Here is a 20,990-nt window from a genome sequence, read left to right as displayed (position 1 = left end):
GTTAATTAAACTCAGACCAGATGGGTGCATGATCGGACGGTTTTTCGATGGCACGTAATTCGTAATCTATACCTGTGTCGACACAACGCGCTGCTAAATCGTGCGTTGCCAGTACCACATCGATTCGCAGTCCTCGGTTATCAACAAAACCTTTAGAGCGATAGTCAAACCAGGAGTATTGATCATCGGTATCAGGGTTTTTCTCTCTAAAGGTGTCTTTAAATCCCCAGTTTAATAAAGTTGCTAGCCACTCACGCTCAATGGGTTGAAATGAACACTTTCCGGTTTTTAACCAGCGTTTTGCGTTTACATCACCAATACCAATATCTAAGTCGGTTGGGGAGATATTAATATCGCCCATTACAATGACATCTTGTTCAGGGTTAAAATGGCTATTAAGGTGGGTCATTAAGTCTTGATAAAATTGACGCTTATAAGGAAATTTAGTGTCGTGATTAATGTTATCGCCCTGTGGGAAGTAGCCATTTAAGACATGCAGGTCGCGGCCATTATCTTGTTCAACAGTCACGCTGATCATACGCTTTTGCGATTCATCGGTGTCAGTGGTAAACCCTTTCAATACCGACTTTGGCTCTTTTTTGCATAACATTGCCACACCGTAATGCGCTTTTTGGCCATGAAAATAAACGTGATAACCCATTTTTTGCACATCATCTAGCGGGAACGCTTCATCATGCACTTTGATCTCTTGAAGACCAATAATATCTGGCTGGTGTTTATCAATAATAGCTTGTAACTGATGTAGGCGAGCACGCAGGCCATTGATATTAAAAGAAATCACTTTCATAAAGTTTACCTTTAAGTTTATTTTCATTACTGGCTAAATTGTATCAGCATTTAGAGCGACATAACATGACTGAAATGAGAAAATAACTGCACAAATGTTGATCAATAACTGTTTAATGTTTAAACATTGTAAATGCATTATTAAATAATAAAATAAATAAAATATTCAATTGATATGTTAAAAGTTGTCTATATAATGCGCGAAAATCGTTTGTTTAACTCGTTCAAATAGGATTATCTGATGAAAACTCAATTACTTTTAGCTGCCTCTCTTTTTGTTTCTGTAACCGCTACTGCACAAAGCAGTACTTACTTCAGTAAAGACAACAAATTAGAGTCTAACTTGTGCGTAGTGAGCGCCAATGAGGGATTTTCTGCGGCACGTAAAATGGCAGCACAGCATGGTGTAACCTTGTCGCGTTTTTCAAAAAGTATCCTATGTAACGGTCAAGACATTCGTGACATTGCAAAAAAAGAAACCGCAGTGCAACCTGCAGTATCTAAAATTGAAGTGTTTGCAAAAGACTCACATCAAGAAACACAATTATGTATCACTGCATTAAAGCAAGGTTTACAACCCGTACGTAAGCAAATTGGTAACTTAAGCTCGTTAAAATGTAATGGCCAAAACGTCACTGATTTTGTTAAGCGTTACCAAAACGCAGCAATCTAAATTAACGTGTAAAATACCTTATTCTTAAGCCTAGCAATTGCTGGGCTTTTTGTTTTTTAACAGCAAGACGCATTTCATAACCAGTAATATTTAATTCATTATTGAGTTATTTACACAATATGTTTTCCTAGTTTGGTGTTGTTCTGTCATAATAGATGGCTGTGTATTTTTATTAACTTAAGAGTGGGTATGGTCGGTCGGCGAATTAGTGATGAGCAATTAATTGAAATCATTGAAGCGGCGATTTTTGTGGCAGACAAGCCCATCTCGAAACGCCATCTTAAGGACACCGTTTTAAATGATTTAACCATTTCTATGGTGCGAATTAATGAAGCTATAGAGGCAATTCAAATACATTACCAAACGCGTGGCATACGTTTGGTGGAAGTAGGAAGTGGTTATCGATTTCAAGCGTGCAGTAGTTTAAGCCCATGGTTGAGTAATTTATGGCAAGAACGAGCGCCTAAATACTCGCGAGCTTTGCTCGAAACGCTATCGTTAATTGCGTATAAACAACCCATTACCCGCGGCGAAATTGAGCAAGTACGCGGCGTAGCAACTGGCTCAAATATTATTAAAACCCTACTCGAAAGAGAATGGGTTAAAGTAGTAGGGCATAAAGAAGTACCCGGTAAACCGGCACTTTATGCAACGACTAAACAATTTTTAGATTATTTTTCGATAACGGGACTTCATGATTTACCCGCATTGCCAGCGCAACAGCAAAGTAAAATTACCCAGTTATTAAGTGATCCTTCTGTGAGAGAACCATCCAAATGAGTATACAAGGTGAAAAGTTACAAAAAGTCCTAGCCCGTGCAGGCGTGGGCTCACGCCGTGAAATGGAAAAATATATTGACGGTAATCGTGTGAGTGTCAACGGTAAAGTGGCAAAACTAGGTGACAGAGTTGAAGAAACCGATTTAATTCGTGTTGATGGCCATACTGTTAAAATAGAAGAAAAAGCCGACAGAATTTGTCGTGTAATTATGTATAACAAACCTGAGGGTGAATTAAGTACCCGTAAAGATCCAGAAGGGCGCAGAACCGTTTTTGATCGCTTACCACGCATTGATGGCGATCGCTGGATAGCGGTAGGCCGATTAGATGTTAATACCTCAGGATTAATGCTGTTTACTAATGATGGTGAATTAGCAAATCGTTTAATGCACCCAAGTTATGAAGTTGAACGCGAATATTCAGCCCGTGTATTTGGTGAAGTGACTGACGAAACACTAAAAAACTTACTTCGAGGTGTAGAGCTTGAAGATGGCCCCGCTAAGTTTACGGGTATTAAACCTATGGGCGGTGAGGGTATTAACCGTTGGTATAACGTAACGCTTAACGAAGGTCGTAACCGTGAAGTGCGTCGTTTATGGCAATCACAAGATGTGGAAGTATCACGTTTAATTCGTATTCGCTATGGCAAATTAGAACTTGATAAGCGCGTACCACAAGGTGGCTGGATTGAGTACGATTTAGACACGGTTAACTATCTACGTAAAACAGTAAAGCTGGGTAAAGAGACACAAACTAAACTGTCGGTTATGCCTGAAAAGCGTAAAGATAAACGCGCTAAAATAAACCAAATTCGTAAAGCGGTTAAAAAGCACAACCAACGTGTAAAACCGACTAAACGTAAGTAATTACGGTATTAAAACAACAAAGCCGCTTTTTATAGCGGCTGTTTAACATCTTTAAATAACTAAGCGTTATTTTTTAGCTTGTGCATCTAAGGATTGGCCATTGATATTTTGTGAGTCATCACTCATTAAATACAAGTAAGTTGGCATTAAATCTTCCGGTGTTGTAAGTAAATTTCTGTCTTCGCCTGGGAATGCACTTGCTCGCATTGATGTGCGTGTTGCACCTGGATTAATACAATTAACACGGATTGGCGTTTTTTCAACTTCACATGCCCATGTTTGCATCATACCTTCTACCGCAAATTTAGAAATGGCGTAAGGTCCCCAAAATTCTCGTCCTTTTCGCCCTACACCCGATGATGTGAATACCACCGACGCACTTTTAGATTTACGCATTACAGGGAACAACGCTTTGGTGATCATCGCTTGTGCAGTAACGTTGACTTTCATGACATTTTCGAATGTTGATGAACAAAAGTGCTCCAACGGCCCTAAAGTACCTAAAATACCAGCGTTATTTAATAGTCCATCTAGGCGGCCAAATTGGCTTTCGATAGTGGCAGCAAGGTCGCGGTAGTTTTGCTTTGTTGCGCCTTTTAAATCCATAGGCACAATAGCGGGTTGCGGGTAGCCCGCGTTGACTATTTCATCGTACACACATTCTAGCTTATTAGTTGTTTTTCCTAATAAAATAACGGTTGCACCATGTTTAGCATAGGTAATTGCTGCAACACGGCCAATACCATCACCTGCGCCTGTTATTAAAATTACTTTATCTTTAAGTGCGTTTTCAGTTGCTTGATAGGTATGCATAAAAGTACCAATGTTTAGTTTTTTTTAATTTTAACATAGCAAATCAGCAAGTAATCGAATTTATTAAAAATTTAAGTGGCGAAACAAGAAAGTTTACGTTAAGTTTAACTGGTCTAATGTCTCATTAATAAATTAGCTACATTATTTTAACTTGATTACACTGATTATACACACACGATAAAAATAAAATTTGTGCGGAGAACACTATGAAAAAAATGCTACTCTCGCTCTGTATTGCTGCAGCTTTAACTGGCTGTGGCGGCGGAGAAACGTTAGAAGATGTTAAAAATGACTCGGTTACCGTTATTCCCAACGCAACGGTAAAATTTGATCCTGCTAACGGTGTTATTTCGGTCCCTAATGACTTACTAATGAGTGGCACGCGCGACGGCACACTCAATATCCCAGGGGAGCTAAATGACGACAATGTTTCTATCCCGCGTGCAGCTTATGCAAATCCCCAATTAGCAATAGGTGCACTTGATGGCTGGTCTACACAAACGCCTTTTAAAATAGATTTAACATTTCCACCGAATGTAAGTTTAGATGAAACATCTGCGGCTTCACCGGGCTCAGTGCGTATTTTTGAAGTGATCATGGGTGCAAGCCTAACCGATGCCGAATGCTCACAAGCACCTGCCGGTGCTGCTTGTAAATTAGTGGGTGAACTAACCTTTGGTGTTGATTTTATAACCCAGCCTTCTGGTGATGCGGTTGCGGTTATTCCACTTAAGCCATTTAAAGCGGGCAGTTCTTACATTAATGTATTAACGACCGGCTTAAAAGATTCACAGGGGCGTTCAATTAAGCCTTCTTCTACTTACGCCACAGTTAAACAAGAAGCGCCATTAGTGACACCAGCACAATTAGCACTGCAAGGAGCCGTTAATAGCTACGAAAATGTAGTAGTAAGTTCAGGCGATATCACCAAAGAGGATATTATTTTTTCGGCTGCCATGACTATGCAATCGGCAGGGCCGGTACTTGGGACGATAAAAAAAGTACTTGCCGCAAGTTTAACTGAGCCGAGTATTCCAACGCCTGCGTTGCAAATTCCAACTCAGCCTATGTTTAATGTTCAACAGGTTTTTGCATCACAAGGTGTAACCGTACCTGATATTTTTCAAGTGGCACAATATCAAAAAGGTAATATTCAATTACCTATGTATTTAGGCACGCCTACTGGCAAAGAAATAAGTGATTTAAACGACACATACTGGCAAGGTATGTGTGATAACGCAGTGGCAATAATGGGCTACAAAGCACAAGCCGGTGATGCATTTCCAACTGATCCAATCAGTACTAATGATGCAATGTGTGCAGCGTTGAGCAATGGTCAACTTCGTGATTTAGGGCTAGACAGTACTCGTCACTTAACTAAGTACAACGTTATCCCTAAAGTACAAAGCATGGCTAATGTACCGGTGCAAATTACTAAACCTGTTTTACCGGTTGTTAATAATATTAGAACAACACAACTAAATTTACCTGCCATTGAGATGCCTGCAAACGGTTGGCCTGTGGTGATTATGCAACACGGTATTACCACACAAAAAGAAAGCATGCTAACCCTAACTGCGCAGCTTTCACTGCAAGGTTTTGCAACCGTTGCCATTGACCATCCTCGCCACGGTGAACGTGGTGTAGATGTTGACGTTGATGGCACCGATGACTTTAATGCAACCACAGGCTCAGTACTTAGCTACATGAACCTAAGCTCGCTGCTTGTAGCACGTGATAGCTTACGTCAATCAAGTGCCGACCTACTTGGTTTGCGCTTGGGTTTAAACTTTAGTGGCGATAGTGCTCTTAACTCACAAGATGTGACTTACATTGGTCATTCGCTGGGTTCAATTGTAGCACCTGCGTTTATCGCGCAAGCGAATAGCCCATTGGCTGACCAAGTAGACCCACTCTTTAAAGTGAACGCTGTGGCACTGGCTAGTGGCGGCGGTGGTATTGCGAGCTTCTTGTTAGAGTCGGCGGCGTTTGGTCCATTTATTCAAGGCTCTGTACTTTCTCAAGCTGGAACGCCAGAAGCTGACGAGTTTAATGCATTCTTAAATGCTGGTGCGTTATCAAACTGTGGTGCCTTGTTACCAGACATGCAGGACTTCTTAAGCTGTGGCTTTAATGAGTTTGCAACATCACTCACAATGGCGGGAGAAGCTGATAAACTGGCTAACATTAAGGGCGTGATGACCCAGTTTGTATTTGCAGCACAAACGGCATTAGATAGCGGCGATCCAACTAATTATGCAGCTACAGTAAAAGCACTAGAAACACCCGTGTATATGAACGTTGTTGTTGGTGATGGCACAGACAATAATAAGCCCGATCAGGTTATTCCGCCGATGACTGCTAACAATCCATTGGCAGGTACTATTCCATTGGCAAACTTTATGGGTTTAGAAACCGTAAGCACGACACAAGCACCAATAGAGATGGGCGCTAGCTATTTAGTTAAATTTAACACAGGTCATCATGGCTCGGTGCTAACGCCGGCGCAAGATGAAAGACAGTCATCCACAGCAGCAGGTAGTGCTGCTGCCAATGCAGAGATGCAATTGCAAATTGCAACTTACTTAGCATCACGTGGACGTCTCTTGATGGTGAAAGACACTGAGATTGTGACTAATTAACAACCAACCATGCAATTAAGTTTAAAAAGCCACTGTTAAGTGGCTTTTTTTTGCTTTAAAGCATGCTAAATTGACTGAAATTTATAAACGGAGATCACAGTTGGAATTTTTATACGAGTACGGTTTGTTTTTTGCAAAAACCATTACCTTTGTTATTGCTATCGCAGTCATTTTAACCTTAATTGTAAGTGCGGCTGTTAAGCCAAAAGCAAAAAAAGGTGAGATTGAAATCGATGATTTATCAGAGCAACTTACTAATATTAAAGAAAGCTTTTTAAATAATACGCTGGCTAAAAAAGAGTTAAAGGCGTATCAAAAACAACAAAAAGCAGTGCAAAAAAAAGCCCAGCAAGATGCCCCTAAACCACGACTTTACGTTATTGATTTTAATGGCAGTATGGACGCACATGAAGTAGAAAGCTTGCGAGAAGAAGTGACCGCAATCATTTCAATTGCTGAGCCTAACAAAGATAAAGTGCTTGTTCGCCTTGAAAGTGGTGGTGGCGTGGTGCATGGTTATGGGCTTGCTGCATCGCAATTACAGCGCATTAAATCAGCGGGGATTGAACTAACTGTATCAATAGACAAAGTCGCTGCCAGTGGGGGTTACATGATGGCGTGTGTGGCCGATCATATTATTGCCGCACCGTTTGCAATTGTTGGCTCTATTGGCGTGATTGCACAAATTCCAAATTTTAATAAAGTTTTAAAGAAAAATGATGTTGAACTTGAGCAAATTACGGCCGGTGAATTTAAACGCACATTAACCTTATTTGGTGAAAACACTGATAAAGCCCGTGAAAAGTTCAGGCAAGAGATAGAGCAAACCCATGTATTATTCAAAACCTTTGTAAGCACTCAACGCCCCAGTTTAAATATGGATTTAGTGGCTACAGGAGAACATTGGTTTGCAACCCAAGCCATTGAAAAAGGCTTAGTCGATACTATTAAAACCAGTGATGATGCACTACTAGAGCAGCAAAATGAGCGTCAAATTTACAAGGTCCAATACAAGGTTAAAAAAGGCCTAAGCGACAAACTTGCCTTGGGTTTAAGCCATGGGGTAAACAAAGTGGGTGTTAGTTTAATGTCTAAGTTTAAGGCGTTAAATCCATAGCGTAATAATTTCATAGCTTAGCAATAGCTAACAGATGTTATATCCAATAAAAAAGCCTTGTTACTTATAAAGTAGCAAGGCTTTTTTTATGACTATTGTCAGAAACACTAATCAATAGATTTATGGTAGTCTTCTAAATCTTTTGCGGCATTAGGGTCGTTGAAGATGCTTTCATCAAGCTCGCCTTCACTCTTAGCAACAACACAGGTAACCATACAGTCACCCGTTACGTTTACCGCAGTTCGGGTCATATCAAGTAGCCTATCTACACCAATAATAATCGCAATACCTTCAACGGGTAAGCCTACTTGGTTGAGTACCATGGCAAGCATAATGAGGCCTACACCCGGTACACCTGCCGTACCAACCGAGGCAAGTGTTGCCGTTAGTATTACCATTAAGTAATCAGAAATAGTTAAATCTACACTAAATACTTGAGCGATAAATACCGTAGCTACACCTTGCATAATGGCTGTGCCATCCATGTTGATGGTGGCACCTAAAGGAATAGTAAACGAGGCAACAGAATTGTTAGCACCGAGTTTTTTTGTCGCTGTTTCAAGAGTAATAGGCATAGTTGCACTTGAGCTTGAGGTACTAAATGCAAATAAACAAGTGTGTTTCATTTTAGCTAAAAAGGTCAGTGGGTTTAAACCCGTGAGTAATTTTAGCAGCAAGGTATAATTTACAAATGCATGTAATAACAGCGCTAAAACAACCACACCAAAGTATTTAGCTAAGCTAACAATTAAATTAAGCTCAATCGTGGTAAATAATTTAGCCATTAAGAAAAATACACCGTATGGGGCAATATTCATTAATAAAGTAACCAGTTTTAAGATAACCGTGTTTAAGTCTTCAAATACGGCGGCTACGCGTTTACCCGTTTTACCGCTGAGCGCCATTGAAACGCCGAATAATAAAGCGAAAACAATAACTTGAAGCATATTACCTTTAGCCATTGCTTCAAATGGATTGGTAGGGAACATATCAATAATAACCCGCGCTAGGGTAGGCGCTTCTTTTGCATCGAAGCTTGCTTGAGAGGGAAGGTCTATTCCTTCACCTGGGTTAAATAGTAACGCTAGCGTAATGGCTACTGTTATTGCAATTGCTGTAGTTACTAAATATAAACCAATTGATTTACCGCCTAAACGACCCAGCTTTTTAGGATCGCTTAAACTACATGTGCCACAGACAAGTGATACAAATACTAAAGGCACAACGAGCATTTTTAAGCTTGCTATGAATATTTGCCCACCAACATGAAAAAGACCATCTACAAAAAAGGCTTTAATTGGTAAAGAAAATAACCCAAGAGGAATTAGGTAATCGTCTTCACCAGCTAAAATAGCCTGAAACATAAAGCCTACTACTACACCCAGCACCATACCAATCATAATGCGAGTGGTTAAACTCATTGAACGGATTTTAGACATATTTTCAATCTGCTTTTTATAAATTTGGCATAGACTAACAGCATGTAATTTTTTTTACAGAAAAAACGTCAACTTTTTAAAATTATTTACTAAAAAAAAGAGTAAAAAACTGAGATTTTAAACTAGGTTATAGGTTAACATTAAGTAAATAAGTTTAACTTAGTAATAGCGCAATGGAGAAAACTATGCCTCTAACTCGTTTGCTGGTCATTATGTGGCTCAGTACATTCCTCATCGCTTGTGGCGGTGGTGGCTCACTTGAAAAAGAAGGTGGAACTGTTGGTGGTAATACAGGTGGTACCGGCGGGGGCGGGGAACAAGCAATTCAAGTTGAACTTAATTTTGAAGATAGAATTGTTACCGCCGATAACCCGTTAGAAGTGGTTGCAACAGTGACAGGTAGTGATGGACAACCGGTTGTCCGTCAAGAGGTAAGTTTTACTACAACACTTGGCTCTTTTATACCAGCTACAGCAAGCGCATTAACAGATGCTAGTGGTGTTGCGACTATCGAACTTAGTGCCGGCAGCGTTGAAGGAGCAGGAACCATTGTTGCCAGTTATGAAGATGCCACAAGTAAGCTTGGCTTCTACACTGCGGGTGATGAGCCACAATCAAATGACTCTACTGCAAATATTGATATCAAGATTTTACAAAACTGTCCTGATAGCTGGTTAAATATTGACAGAGATTCTATTGAGCTTAATCCTTCAGACTGTTCTCAAAACAGCAATTTACTTGGGCAACAAGCCATTGTTTACGCAAAAATTACAAAACCTGGTAGTAATACTCCAGCCAGTAATGTACTAGTTCAAGCGACAACCACGCTTGGTATTTTATTACCTGAAAGCTTAACGGCGAAAACTGATGCGTTTGGTGTTGCTATTTTGAATTTATTGCCTGGCAGCAGCTCAGGTGTTGGCCAAGTTGAGTTAACCGCACAGGGCGGAGTTTCGAGTGCTTTATTTGAAATTAACGCTGTTCAAGTAAATGTAAATTTAAGCGCAGGTATTGCTACGGGTGATGTGCTATCTGCCGGCTCTACCACTATTATTACAGCTCAGATTGTAGATGGTAGTAATAATGTATTTACTACACCGCTGGAAGTGCAATTCACTTCTGCTTGTGCAGAAGAATCTACTCCTAGGGCTACTATCGATAATGTGGTAACTAGTATTGGTGGTACGGCAAGCGCAACTTATAAAGCTGATGGATGTAATGGTATAGATACGATTACCGCGACTGTGGTTACTGGTGGTAATGTTGCAACAAAAACTATAAACATTAATGTAGCTGCGGCTCAAACAGGTTCAATTGCGTTTATGGGGGTGACTAATCAAGTGTTAGCTATTAAAGGAGCGGGCGGCCAAACCTTGACTGAAAATTCAGAGCTCACCTTCAAGCTCCTTGATGTTAATGGAAATCCGGTGGGTCAAAAGCAAATTGATTTTGCACTTTCACAAAATCCAGGTGGGGCTTTATTAGACAGCGCATTTCAATTTACCAACAATGAAGGATTAGTGACTGTAAACGTCCGCTCGGGAAGAGCAGCAGGTGTTTTATCTGTTGTTGCCTCTCATCAAATTGAGAGTGGTGATACCTCACAAAATAGTGTGATCTCTATTGTGTCTAATGACATAACCATTACTACAGGTGTTCCAGATCAAGACAGTTTTACACTTGCAGTGCAAACGTTTAATACCGAGTCCTTAAACGAAGCCGGAGTAACTACAGACTTAACCGTATTTGCAGCCGATCATTTTAATAATTTTGTACCTGATAACACAGCAATTTATATTGCCAGTGAAGGTGGTGCCGTTGGCACTATTGATGATCAACAATTTACACCTTTATTGCTTTGTCGAACAACTGACGGTGTGTGTAAAGCACAATGGCGTAGCCAAAACCCAATTCCTTATCATTATACAATTTATAAAAATTCAGTTGCTGATAAATGCGATCGTTACTTTGGTGAAGCAGCTCCGTGCTCTTTGGGCATCAGAGAGTCACAACTAGACCCCAACGGTAATTTAGTCACTTATCTTAATAGTAGTGGAACGGCTATATCACTTATTGATGCGCCAAACAATGCGCCAATAGACTATCCATTGGGTGGGCGAGTAAGTTTGCTTGCTTATTCTGTCGGTGAAGAATCATTTAATGATGTATCTGCCAACGGTGAATTTAATCAAAATGAGTTTGACTCAACTTTACAAGATTTATCTGAAGCATTTATAGACTTTAATGAAAATGGAGTGTTTGACGGAAATTTACCCGCACCTGCTAATCCTATAGATTCTAATGGCGGTGAAAATGAGTGGTATGTGGAACGTTCTGGTGCACTCAATAATGGTCAGTTTGATGCTGGCGATGGCATTTACAATGGTTTGTTATGTAGTGACGAGGCGCTTGCTGCAAATGCATGTACCCGTGAAACAGTAAATGTACGCGATCGCTCAGAGTTAGTTATGTCTGGAAGTACACCTTACATTAGAGCTGTAACGGCTTTAAATGACTGTAGTTTAAGTGATGGTATTCGCTTAGAAGCATCTGATATGGCGGGTATGTGTGACATAAACCTAATTGATATCAGTGATTCAACGCCTTACAGCGCGATTTCAGTGACGATTTTCTTCAGTGACATTCATAATAACCCATTACCTGCAGGTACTACTGTTACTGTTACTGCCGACAATGGCGTATTGAGAGGGTTAACAAATTACACTGTGGTTAATACTGCCCAACGAGAACCTATCTCTGTTTCAGTAAATATTACTAAAGAGGCTGAGCCAAATGATGTTGATTCTGGCTTTTTATACATCGAATTTGAGACACCAGGCGGTGTTAAAACACAATACACAGTGATGTCGATATTGGACGAGCCTAAGGTTTAAAATTAACCAAGTATAGAAAATGCCAACCAATAAGGTTGGCATTTTTGTTTCTATTCTATATATTCCACATCAATTATTCAAAAAACGCTGGTTTGTTTAAATTTACAACAGAAATTGTTTGTTTATTCAGTAAATACTGAAAAGTTTGTATTAAAAGCTTGTAAGAACTAGTGTTTGTAGATATACCTATAAATATTCGCGCCGCATGAGTCGGCTAAACACATTTAAAAAACTAGGTTAGAAATAGGCAACTATGGGCAAATCGCTAGTAATTGTAGAGTCACCTGCTAAGGCTAAAACAATTAATAAATACTTAGGTAATGATTTTATCGTTAAGTCCAGCATTGGACACGTACGAGACTTACCTACATCAGGCTCGAGTAAAAATAAAGTACCTGCAAGCAAAACACCTGCTGAGGTTCGTAAAATGCCACCTGATGAGAAAGCAGCTTATAAACAGCAACGTGACTACACTAATTTAGTCGCGCGTATGGGAATCGATCCTGAAAAAGGCTGGGAGCCACATTACGAAGTACTACCAGGTAAAGAAAAGGTTGTTCAAGAGTTACAAAAGCTTGCCCAAAATGCTGATCAAATCTACCTCGCAACGGATTTGGATAGAGAAGGGGAAGCCATTGCTTGGCACCTCCAAGAACTGATTGGTGGCGAGCCAGAAAAATATAAGCGTGTTGTATTTAACGAAATTACTAAAAATGCAATTCAACAAGCGTTTGAAACCCCTGGTGAATTAAACACCGATATGGTTTATGCCCAGCAAACCCGACGTTTTTTAGACCGCGTAGTCGGTTTTATGGTATCTCCATTATTGTGGGCTAAAGTCGCACGTGGTTTATCTGCAGGGCGTGTTCAGTCAGTGGCTGTGCGCTTACTGGTTGAGCGTGAACGTGAAATTAAAGCGTTTATTCCGGAAGAGTTTTGGGATATTCATGCAGATGTTAAAAATAGTGAGTCTGACCTGCGTTTAGAAGTCACTAAACAAGCAGGCAAGCCATTTAAACCTGTAAATGAAGCTCAGGCTAGTGCAGCGGTTAAAAGCCTTGAGAATGCCGAATATAAAGTTATAAGCGTTGAAGAAAAACCAAGTAAAAGCCGCCCAAGTGCGCCATTTATTACCTCAACGATGCAACAAGCCGCCAGTACTCGACTCGGTTATGGCGTTAAAAAGACCATGATGCTTGCTCAGCGCCTGTATGAAGGTGGTTATATTACCTATATGCGTACCGACTCAACTAATCTATCAAAAGATGCGGTTGAGATGTGTCGTGAGTATGTAACCAATGAGTTTGGTGCCAAGTATTTACCTGCTGATCCAATTAACTATAGCTCTAAAGGCAATGCTCAAGAGGCACATGAAGCGATTCGTCCTTCAAGTGTCTCTGTGCTTTCTGGGCATGTTGAAGGCGTTGATGCCGATGCTAAAAAGCTCTATGAACTAATTTGGCGTCAGTTTGTGGCCTGTCAAATGGTGCCTGCTGAATATGATTTAACGACATTAAGTGTAGCTGCCAACGATTTCACATTAAAGGCAAAAGGCCGTGTGCTGCGTTTTGATGGTTGGACCAAAGTACAACCGGCCGTTCGCAAAAAGAATGAAGAAGATCAATCGCTCCCCGCTGTCAAACAAGGTGAAGTACTCACTTTAGTTGAGCTTGATCCAAAGCAGCATTTTACTAAACCACCAGCCCGTTTTAGTGAAGCAAGTCTCGTTAAAGAGCTTGAAAAACGCGGCATTGGTCGCCCATCTACGTATGCCTCTATTATATCAACGATACAAGACCGTGGTTATGTACGCGTAGAAAGTCGTCGCTTTTTTGCTGAAAAAATGGGTGAAATAGTCACCGACCGCCTTGTTGAAAACTTTACCGATTTAATGAACTTTGACTTTACCGCTAAAATGGAAGGCCGCCTAGATGATATCGCTGAGGGTGAGCGTGTTTGGACGCAAGTGCTTGATAAGTTTTATGCGGATTTCTCAACCCAGTTAAATATTGCCAAAGGTGAACCCGATGAAGGCGGTATGCGCCTTAATCAAATGGTAGAAACCGACATTGACTGTCCAACCTGCGGCAGAAAAATGGGGGTTCGCACTGCTTCAACGGGGGTTTTCTTAGGCTGTACCGGCTATAACTTACCACCAAAAGAGCGTTGTACAACCACCATGAATTTAGTGTCAGGTGATGAAGCGGTTGCTGCTGATGTTGAAGACGTTGAAACAGAAACACTCATGCAAATGAAGCGTTGTCCTATTTGTGAAACGGCGATGGACTCCTACCTTATTGACGAAACTCGTAAATTACATGTATGTGGTAATAACCCAGCGTGTCAGGGGCATGTGGTTGAACAGGGCACCTTTAAAATTAAAGGCTACGACGGCCCTATTATCGAATGTGATAAATGTGGCGCTGATATGGAATTAAAATCAGGTCGATTTGGTAAGTACTTTGGCTGTAATAACGAAGACTGTAAAAACACACGTAAGTTACTGAAAAATGGCGAAGCGGCTCCTCCTAAAGAAGACCCAGTTCATATTCCTGAATTAGAATGTGAAAAGTCAGAGGCCTATTTTGTCTTGCGTGATGGCGCGGCGGGTATTTTCTTAGCAGCAAATACTTTTCCTAAATCACGCGAAACACGCGCTCCTAAAGTAGAAGAGTTACAACGCTTTCGAGATCGTATCTCGCCTAAGTTTTACTATTTAGCCGATGCACCACTGCAAGACCCCGATGGTAATCTTGCTGTTGTACGCTATAGTCGCAAAAATAAAGAGCAATACGTGATGACCGAAGTTGACGGTAAAGCGACCGGTTGGACGGCTCATTACGAAGGCGGTAAATGGGTAGAAGAGGCAAAGAAAAAAGCAGCGCCTAAAAAGAAAGCCGCCACTAAAAAAGCGCCCGCTAAAAGTAAAGCGAAAGCAAAACCGAAAGCTAAAAAAGACAATGAATAATTAATTAGTCATTGTTTTAAATAATAAAAAACCGGAACGCACAATCTGTGACAGTTCCGGTTTTTTTAGCAAATTAAACCTCTCGCAATGGCGTTGTTAGAAGGTTCAATTCACTAAATTATTCATTAAATTTTAACAGCAGTGACTTTATTATAGCCTTCAGATGTTAGCTCATCATTTACGCACTTTAAAACGTAGTTATAAAGTTCTTCATTGCTCACGTCGTCTTCTTTAGCCCAACTTACACACATTTCGGTGAACTCTTGAATTGTTTCAGCTGAAGCGTCTGTTGTATCGTTTGCAACTGCATAAGCAGCTGAAAAAACGAAAAACGGTGCAATAATCAACCCTAGTAATGCTTTATTCATTTTTTTATTCCTAAAAATGGAGTAACAATTGAGTTATGCACTTAAATAAATGTTTACATAAAACAACTGTAACCAAGCCAGAACACCTCTGTTGGTGCTTTAATTCTTAATCACAATTGCCACAAATGAAAACAAAATATTTTTATCGTCAGGATGAGCGTATTGAGTAAAAGTGTTTATTAGTTCTGCAAATTATTCTAATGATGAATTACTTTGGAAAGTCCTTATCCACGTTACGTTTGTTGTATCGGGTGTACTGTTTGCATTTACCGATTACTTAAACAGTAAAACAATTAACCATTAAAAAATGCCATAAGAAAACCCGAACAGTGCTCGGGTTTTCTTTTGTAATAATGTAAATATTAACTGCAGCGAGCGTAATAACAGCCAAATGGCTCAACAGTCAGTGTCTCATTATTAAGCTTTGCGTTGTGATGAGAAAGGCCGTTATGCTCTTTTTCAACACTTATATTAATAGCAAGCTCTGCTTGCGAAGCACTCAAATTGAATACGCACAACATTTTTTCACCGTTAAGAGTACGGTAAAACGCTAAGATTGGCTCTTCGGTTTGTAAAAACTCAATGTCACCTTCAAGTAATACCCGCTGCTTTTTACGCCATGCCATAAATTCACGGTACGCGTTTAATATTGAGTTTGAATCATTCTCTTGCTCAGCAACTGCTTGTAGCCTATGTTGTTGATCAACAGGTAGCCACGGTTTTACTTCACTAAAGCCCGCATTGTGAGCATTGGCATGCGAGCTATCAAGGTTTTCCCATGGCATTGGCGTTCGACAGCCATCGCGGCCTTTAAAATTTGGCCAAAAGGTGATGCCGTATGGGTCTTGTAAATCTTCAAAAGCAACAGTTGCTTCACCTAAACCTAGTTCTTCACCTTGGTACATGCACACGCTGCCACGCAATGAGGCAAGTAAAGCGGTCAGCATTTTACATTGCGTAGAGTTTACTTCACCTGTTTTGCTCCAACGGCTGGCAACACGTTCTACATCATGATTACTAAATGCCCAGCAAGGCCAACCTTCAGTCATACGCTGTTCTAATGTTGTTACTGTGTTTCGGATATATTCACTGGAATAATCGTCTGTTAATAGCTCAAAGCTATAACCCATGTGCAGTTTATCGCCGCCCTGAGTGTACTCTGCCATGGTGGCTAATGAATCTTCAGATGAAATTTCACCCAGTGATACGGTACCAGGGTATTTATTGAGTAAGGTGCGAATATCACGCATAAACTCAATGTTTTCTGGCTGGGTGTTGTTGTAATAATGGTATTGAAATGCATACGGGTTATCTTCGCTAAATCCTCGGCCTTGGCGCTTTTCTTTTGGTTTTGCAGGGTTATCACGAAGTTGTGCGTCGTGGTAGCAAAAATTAATAGCATCTAATCTAAAACCATCAACGCCTTTTTTCAGCCAAAATTCAACGTTATCCAATACCGCTTGACGAACATCAGGATTATGAAAGTTAAGGTCGGGTTGTTCAGTAAAAAAGTTATGTAGGTAATATTGCCCACGGCGCGGCTCCCATTGCCATGCACCACCACCAAAAATAGATAACCAGTTGTTTGGCGCTGTACCATCTTCTTTAGCATCGGCCCACACGTACCAATCTGCCTTGTCATTCGTTGTGTTTTCGCGGCTATCAATAAACCATTGATGTTGATCTGAGGTGTGACTAAGCACCTGATCGATGATAATTTTAATGTCGCGTTGATGCGCCTGCTCAATTAACTGATCAAAATCAGCTAAATTACCAAAGAGGGGATCAATATCACGATAATCGCTAATATCGTAACCAAAGTCTTTCATTGGCGATTTAAAAAAAGGCGAGATCCAAATAGCGTCAACCCCTAGGCTTTTAATGTAATCGATACGATTAATTATCCCTTGCAAGTCACCAATACCATCGTTGTTGCTATCTTGAAAGCTGCGCGGATAAACCTGATAAATAACCGCACCTTTATACCATTGCTTTTGGACCATGCCTTTCTCCGTTTTCACACTGTTTTTGTGTTGTTCTTTTTTTAGAGGTAATAATCCTCGATAATTTGAAAAAGCATACTTGAAGCCTGTCATACTGTAAAAAGTCTGCATACGTATGCACACAAAACAGAGCAATCGAGGTAACTAAATAAATTTATTATTGCGTTGATTTTAGGCTTGGTTTAATGGTGTTTTCTTTACCAATTTTAATAATCGGATTGTTAATTTATTGTTTGCTCTATTTGGGTGCATAAAAACAAAGGGGCGCACTAAGTTGGTGAGTTTTAATGTTGGTCTTACCAATTAACAGCTGAGTGTTTATCCTGATCAGCAATAAAACAAAAAATAAAATAGCGGCAAACCACGTTATTAATAATAAGTGACAAGCTTTTTTATAAGAAATAAATAGTGGTTATCTTTAAATCTAAAAAATAACAATTGCACTATAATATATCAAATAAAAACAGCTATTTATAAAAATTGATGTAAATTTAATGTTAAGTTTGTCCTTGTGTCGTTGTTTTGAATACGTATGCATAAAGTTGTTAATAAAATATGTCGAGCGTTAATATCTACCCTGACAACAAAATAAGCTCGCAGGCTTAACTATCACTTAAGCAAGTAAGCGGGTATCACATTATGGGTAACGGGAAAACATTATGGCTATGTTCAAACCAAGTATATTAACGCTAGCATTCACTGCAGCCGGATTATCTAGCTTTGCCACTTCTGCGGCACAAGAACAAACAATAAAAAATGAAGACGTAGAGATCATAGAAGTAAAAGGCTTTCGAGGCAGTGTAGTTGAATCAATTAACACTAAGCGTTTTTCAACTCAGGTTGTTGAGTCAATTTCTGCAGAAGATATTGGTAAACTTCCTGATTCGTCAATTGCTGAATCAATCGCCCGTTTACCTGGTTTAACGGCGCAGCGCTTAGATGGGCGTGCAAGTCGTGTCAGTGTGCGTGGTTTTAGCGAAAATGAGAGTGCAACCACCTTCAATGGTCGTGAGCAAGTGTCTATAGGTGACAACCGCGGGGTAGAGTTTGATCTTTACCCATCAGAAATTATGAGTGGTGTCACTGTTTACAAAACACCGAATGCCAGTATTGAAGCTGAAGGCATTGCCGGTGTTATCGACATGCAAACGGTAAAGCCTTTAAGTAAAAGTGAGCAGGTGATCATGTTTAATGGTCAATTAGAGCAAACGGGTTTTGATAAATTAAACCCTGATGGCGACGATAAAGGCTACCGTGGTACATTTTCATATATTGATCAATTTGCAGATGACACCATAGGCGTGGCATTTGCGTACACGACCATGAGTTCACCAAATCAAGAGAAACGTTGGAATTCTTGGGGCTACCCAGAGTTTACAGAAGACAGTGGTGAGACATACTCTATATTAGGCGGTGCAAAACCATTCGTGCGTTCATCAACCCTTGAGCGTGACTCTGCAATGCTTGTTATAGAAGCTGCGCCAACAGATCGTTTAAATATGACCTTTGACGCACTTTATGTTGATTTTAACGATGAAAAAATCCTCCGTGGTATTGAAGTACCTTTTGCATGGGGGCAAGGGTCAATAGCACCGAGTTCAGTGACCATTGATGAGCAATCAGGCTTTATTACCAGCGCTACAACACAAGGTCAACGTGTTGTTGTACGAAACGATTATGAAGATCGAAAAGCTGAGCTAACGCAGTTTGGCTTTAATACTAAATACGATATAAACGATGAGTGGTCAGTTGAATTTGACGCAAGTCGTGCAGAAGTAGACCGCACTATTTGGAGTATAGAAAGTTATTCTGGCACTGGCCGTGGTGACTCAAACGGTATAGCCGATAACATTGGTTATGCGTTTAACGGTGGGAACACAGGCGCGCAATTTACTCATGAGCTTGATTACAGCGACTATGACTTAATTCAATTAGGTGGCCCATTATCTTGGGGCGCGAGTAAAGCACTTAATAACAAATATGGTTTAAATGACACAGCTTATCAAAATACAGCACAAGACGGCTTCATCAATGCACCAGAGATTAGTGATGAGCTTTCAACGTTTAAGCTAGCGGCAAGTAAAGTGCTTGATAACGAATATGTTAGCCGTATTAATTTTGGTATGTCTTACCGTGACCGAGAGAAAACAAAAACGTCTGAAGGTTACTTTATGACCTTAAAAGATTTCTCTTTAGATAACCCAGGTATGCTATCAGTACCTGAGCAATACCGTTTAGGCTCTGCTAATTTAGACTTTATTGGCATGGGTGACATGATTGCCTATGATACCAATGGCCTAGTAAACGATGGTTACTACGATTTATTACAAGAGAGCCTAACGGATCAAAAACATTTAACGCGCTCGTGGACAGTGCAAGAAGAAGTAACCGCCGCATTTATTCAAGCAGATATTAACGCTGAGATTGGCGGTATACCGGTAACAGGTAATGTGGGTGTACGCTATGTTCGTACAAAGCAATCGTCACAAGGCTTTGAAGCGTCAAATATTAATGATTTAGTCGTTGCATCAACCACCAATATTAGTCATGACTACTCAAACGTATTACCAAGCTTAAACTTATCGTTTGCAATCGATCAAGAACAAACCATTCGTTTTGGTGCGGCTAAAACCATTTCGCGTGCCCGCCTTGATGAAATGCATGCATCGATTGAAACGAGCTACAATACCGAAAAACCCGATGACAGCGGCAATTACTGGTCTATTTCTGGTGGTAATGCCCAGCTTGAACCAAAAGAAGCAACAGGTTTTGATTTAACGTACGAAAATTACTTTAACGTAGAAGGCTATTTTTCAGCGGCACTTTTCTATAAAGACATTAATCAATGGACTTTTGATGAGCGTTACGATGTTGATGTAACAGGTAAAAAAGACCCAGCGACAGGTGAAGTCCCTCCAGCGGATAGAAACACCGCAACCCGTTCAAGTAAAATCAATGGCGGCGATGGTAACTTATGGGGCTATGAGCTGTCATTATCATTCCCGTTTAGTGTATTACATGAGTCTTTAGAAGGCTTTGGTTTAATTGCAAGTCATACAGGGGTTGAACAAGACCTAACAGATCAAAATGGTAATGATTATGAATTACCAGGTCTATCAGACAAAATTGATAGTTTAACTGTTTATTACGAGCGTTACGGCTTTCAAGCACGTACTAGCATGCGTAAGCGCAGTGACTTTAAAGGGGATATATACGGTTCAGGCTTTGCAACACAGCAAGTAGATATCCTAGGAGAAACAATTTGGGATGCACAAGTTGGTTATGACTTTAGTGATGCTGGTATCATTGGCTTAGAAGGGTTATCAGTGCAATTCCAAGTACAGAATATCACTGAAGAACCATTCACATCATTGCAAGGTGATAACGCGCTTCAAGTACGCGACTACCAAGACTATGGCCGTACTTTTTTGTTAGGTTTTAGTTACAAGCTATAACAACTAACGCAATACAACAGCCCTTGTGATTTTTTTACAGGGGCTTTTTTATGATGATATTACCTAATAATTTAAGCACACAGGTTAAAATTGTCCGTGTGGGCGATGAGTTATTTGTCCAAGAGGCATGGCAGCAAGTCATGGTAGGTCAAGGCTTACTGCTCT

The 20,990-nt window shown here is 40.3% G+C and carries 13 protein-coding genes and 1 pseudogene; 9 read left to right on the top strand and 5 right to left on the bottom strand.

The window, feature by feature from the left end:
• Position 1: 1 nt before the first annotated feature.
• Positions 2–808 carry an exodeoxyribonuclease III gene (gene xthA, locus AC6H44_RS08410; protein ID WP_500735042.1) on the bottom strand — a complete coding sequence of 269 codons (807 nt, stop codon included), beginning with the start codon at positions 806–808 and terminating at the stop codon, positions 2–4.
• A 240-nt stretch (positions 809–1,048) separates the two neighbouring features.
• Between xthA and AC6H44_RS08405 the strand changes: the two genes are divergently transcribed.
• From AC6H44_RS08405 to rluB, 3 genes are all read left to right on the top strand, one after another.
• Positions 1,049–1,480, top strand: coding sequence for an exonuclease III (locus tag AC6H44_RS08405; protein WP_500735041.1), 432 nt, complete (start codon positions 1,049–1,051; stop codon positions 1,478–1,480).
• 189 nt (positions 1,481–1,669) lie between these two features.
• Entirely contained in the window at positions 1,670–2,260 is a 591-nt protein-coding gene (gene scpB, locus AC6H44_RS08400) for an SMC-Scp complex subunit ScpB (RefSeq protein WP_500735040.1), read from the top strand.
• Positions 2,257–3,126, top strand: coding sequence for a 23S rRNA pseudouridine(2605) synthase RluB (gene rluB / locus AC6H44_RS08395; protein WP_500735039.1), 870 nt, complete (start codon positions 2,257–2,259; stop codon positions 3,124–3,126). Before scpB ends, rluB begins: the two co-directional genes overlap by 4 nt.
• A gap of 66 nt (positions 3,127–3,192) precedes the next feature.
• Here the strand turns inward: rluB and AC6H44_RS08390 are convergent, their stop codons facing one another.
• Complete coding sequence (locus AC6H44_RS08390) at positions 3,193–3,939, bottom strand: YciK family oxidoreductase (protein ID WP_500735038.1); 747 nt, start codon at positions 3,937–3,939, stop codon at positions 3,193–3,195.
• Positions 3,940–4,145: 206 nt separating this feature from the next.
• Here AC6H44_RS08390 and AC6H44_RS08385 point away from each other — a divergent pair, with 206 nt between their 5' ends.
• Entirely contained in the window at positions 4,146–6,581 is a 2,436-nt protein-coding gene (locus tag AC6H44_RS08385; protein ID WP_500735037.1) for a VolA/Pla-1 family phospholipase, read from the top strand.
• A 100-nt stretch (positions 6,582–6,681) separates the two neighbouring features.
• Positions 6,682–7,698 (top strand): protease SohB, encoded by a 1,017-nt coding sequence (gene sohB, locus AC6H44_RS08380; protein ID WP_500735036.1) that lies wholly within the window; start codon positions 6,682–6,684, stop codon positions 7,696–7,698.
• 107 nt (positions 7,699–7,805) lie between these two features.
• Here the strand turns inward: sohB and AC6H44_RS08375 are convergent, their stop codons facing one another.
• Positions 7,806–9,137, bottom strand: a complete 1,332-nt coding sequence (locus tag AC6H44_RS08375) for a dicarboxylate/amino acid:cation symporter (protein WP_500735035.1) — start codon at positions 9,135–9,137, stop codon at positions 7,806–7,808.
• Positions 9,138–9,322: 185 nt separating this feature from the next.
• Between AC6H44_RS08375 and AC6H44_RS08370 the strand changes: the two genes are divergently transcribed.
• Together AC6H44_RS08370 and topA are read left to right on the top strand one after the other, a co-directional pair.
• Positions 9,323–12,031, top strand: a complete 2,709-nt coding sequence (locus tag AC6H44_RS08370) for an Ig-like domain-containing protein (RefSeq protein WP_500735034.1) — start codon at positions 9,323–9,325, stop codon at positions 12,029–12,031.
• Between the two features lie 253 nt (positions 12,032–12,284).
• Positions 12,285–14,999, top strand: a complete 2,715-nt coding sequence (gene topA / locus AC6H44_RS08365) for a type I DNA topoisomerase (protein WP_500735033.1) — start codon at positions 12,285–12,287, stop codon at positions 14,997–14,999.
• A 125-nt stretch (positions 15,000–15,124) separates the two neighbouring features.
• On the opposite strand, the gene AC6H44_RS08360 is transcribed toward topA, so the two are convergent.
• Positions 15,125–15,367, bottom strand: coding sequence for a hypothetical protein (locus tag AC6H44_RS08360; RefSeq protein ID WP_500735032.1), 243 nt, complete (start codon positions 15,365–15,367; stop codon positions 15,125–15,127).
• 166 nt (positions 15,368–15,533) lie between these two features.
• On the opposite strand from AC6H44_RS08360, the pseudogene AC6H44_RS08355 reads away from it, so the two are divergent.
• Positions 15,534–15,671: pseudogene (locus AC6H44_RS08355) on the top strand (TIGR00645 family protein); the annotation flags it as partial.
• 58 nt (positions 15,672–15,729) lie between these two features.
• On the opposite strand, the gene AC6H44_RS08350 reads toward AC6H44_RS08355, so the two are convergent.
• Positions 15,730–17,370, bottom strand: a complete 1,641-nt coding sequence (locus AC6H44_RS08350) for an alpha-glucosidase family protein (protein ID WP_500735031.1) — start codon at positions 17,368–17,370, stop codon at positions 15,730–15,732.
• A gap of 659 nt (positions 17,371–18,029) precedes the next feature.
• On the opposite strand from AC6H44_RS08350, the gene AC6H44_RS08345 reads away from it, so the two are divergent.
• Complete coding sequence (locus AC6H44_RS08345) at positions 18,030–20,825, top strand: TonB-dependent receptor (RefSeq protein WP_500735030.1); 2,796 nt, start codon at positions 18,030–18,032, stop codon at positions 20,823–20,825.
• Positions 20,826–20,990 lie beyond the last annotated feature (165 nt).

The organism is Pseudoalteromonas sp. TAP-3C (genome assembly GCF_059888565.1).
Note: the sequence above shows the minus strand (reverse complement) of the source record. Positions and strands in the feature narration are given on the sequence as shown.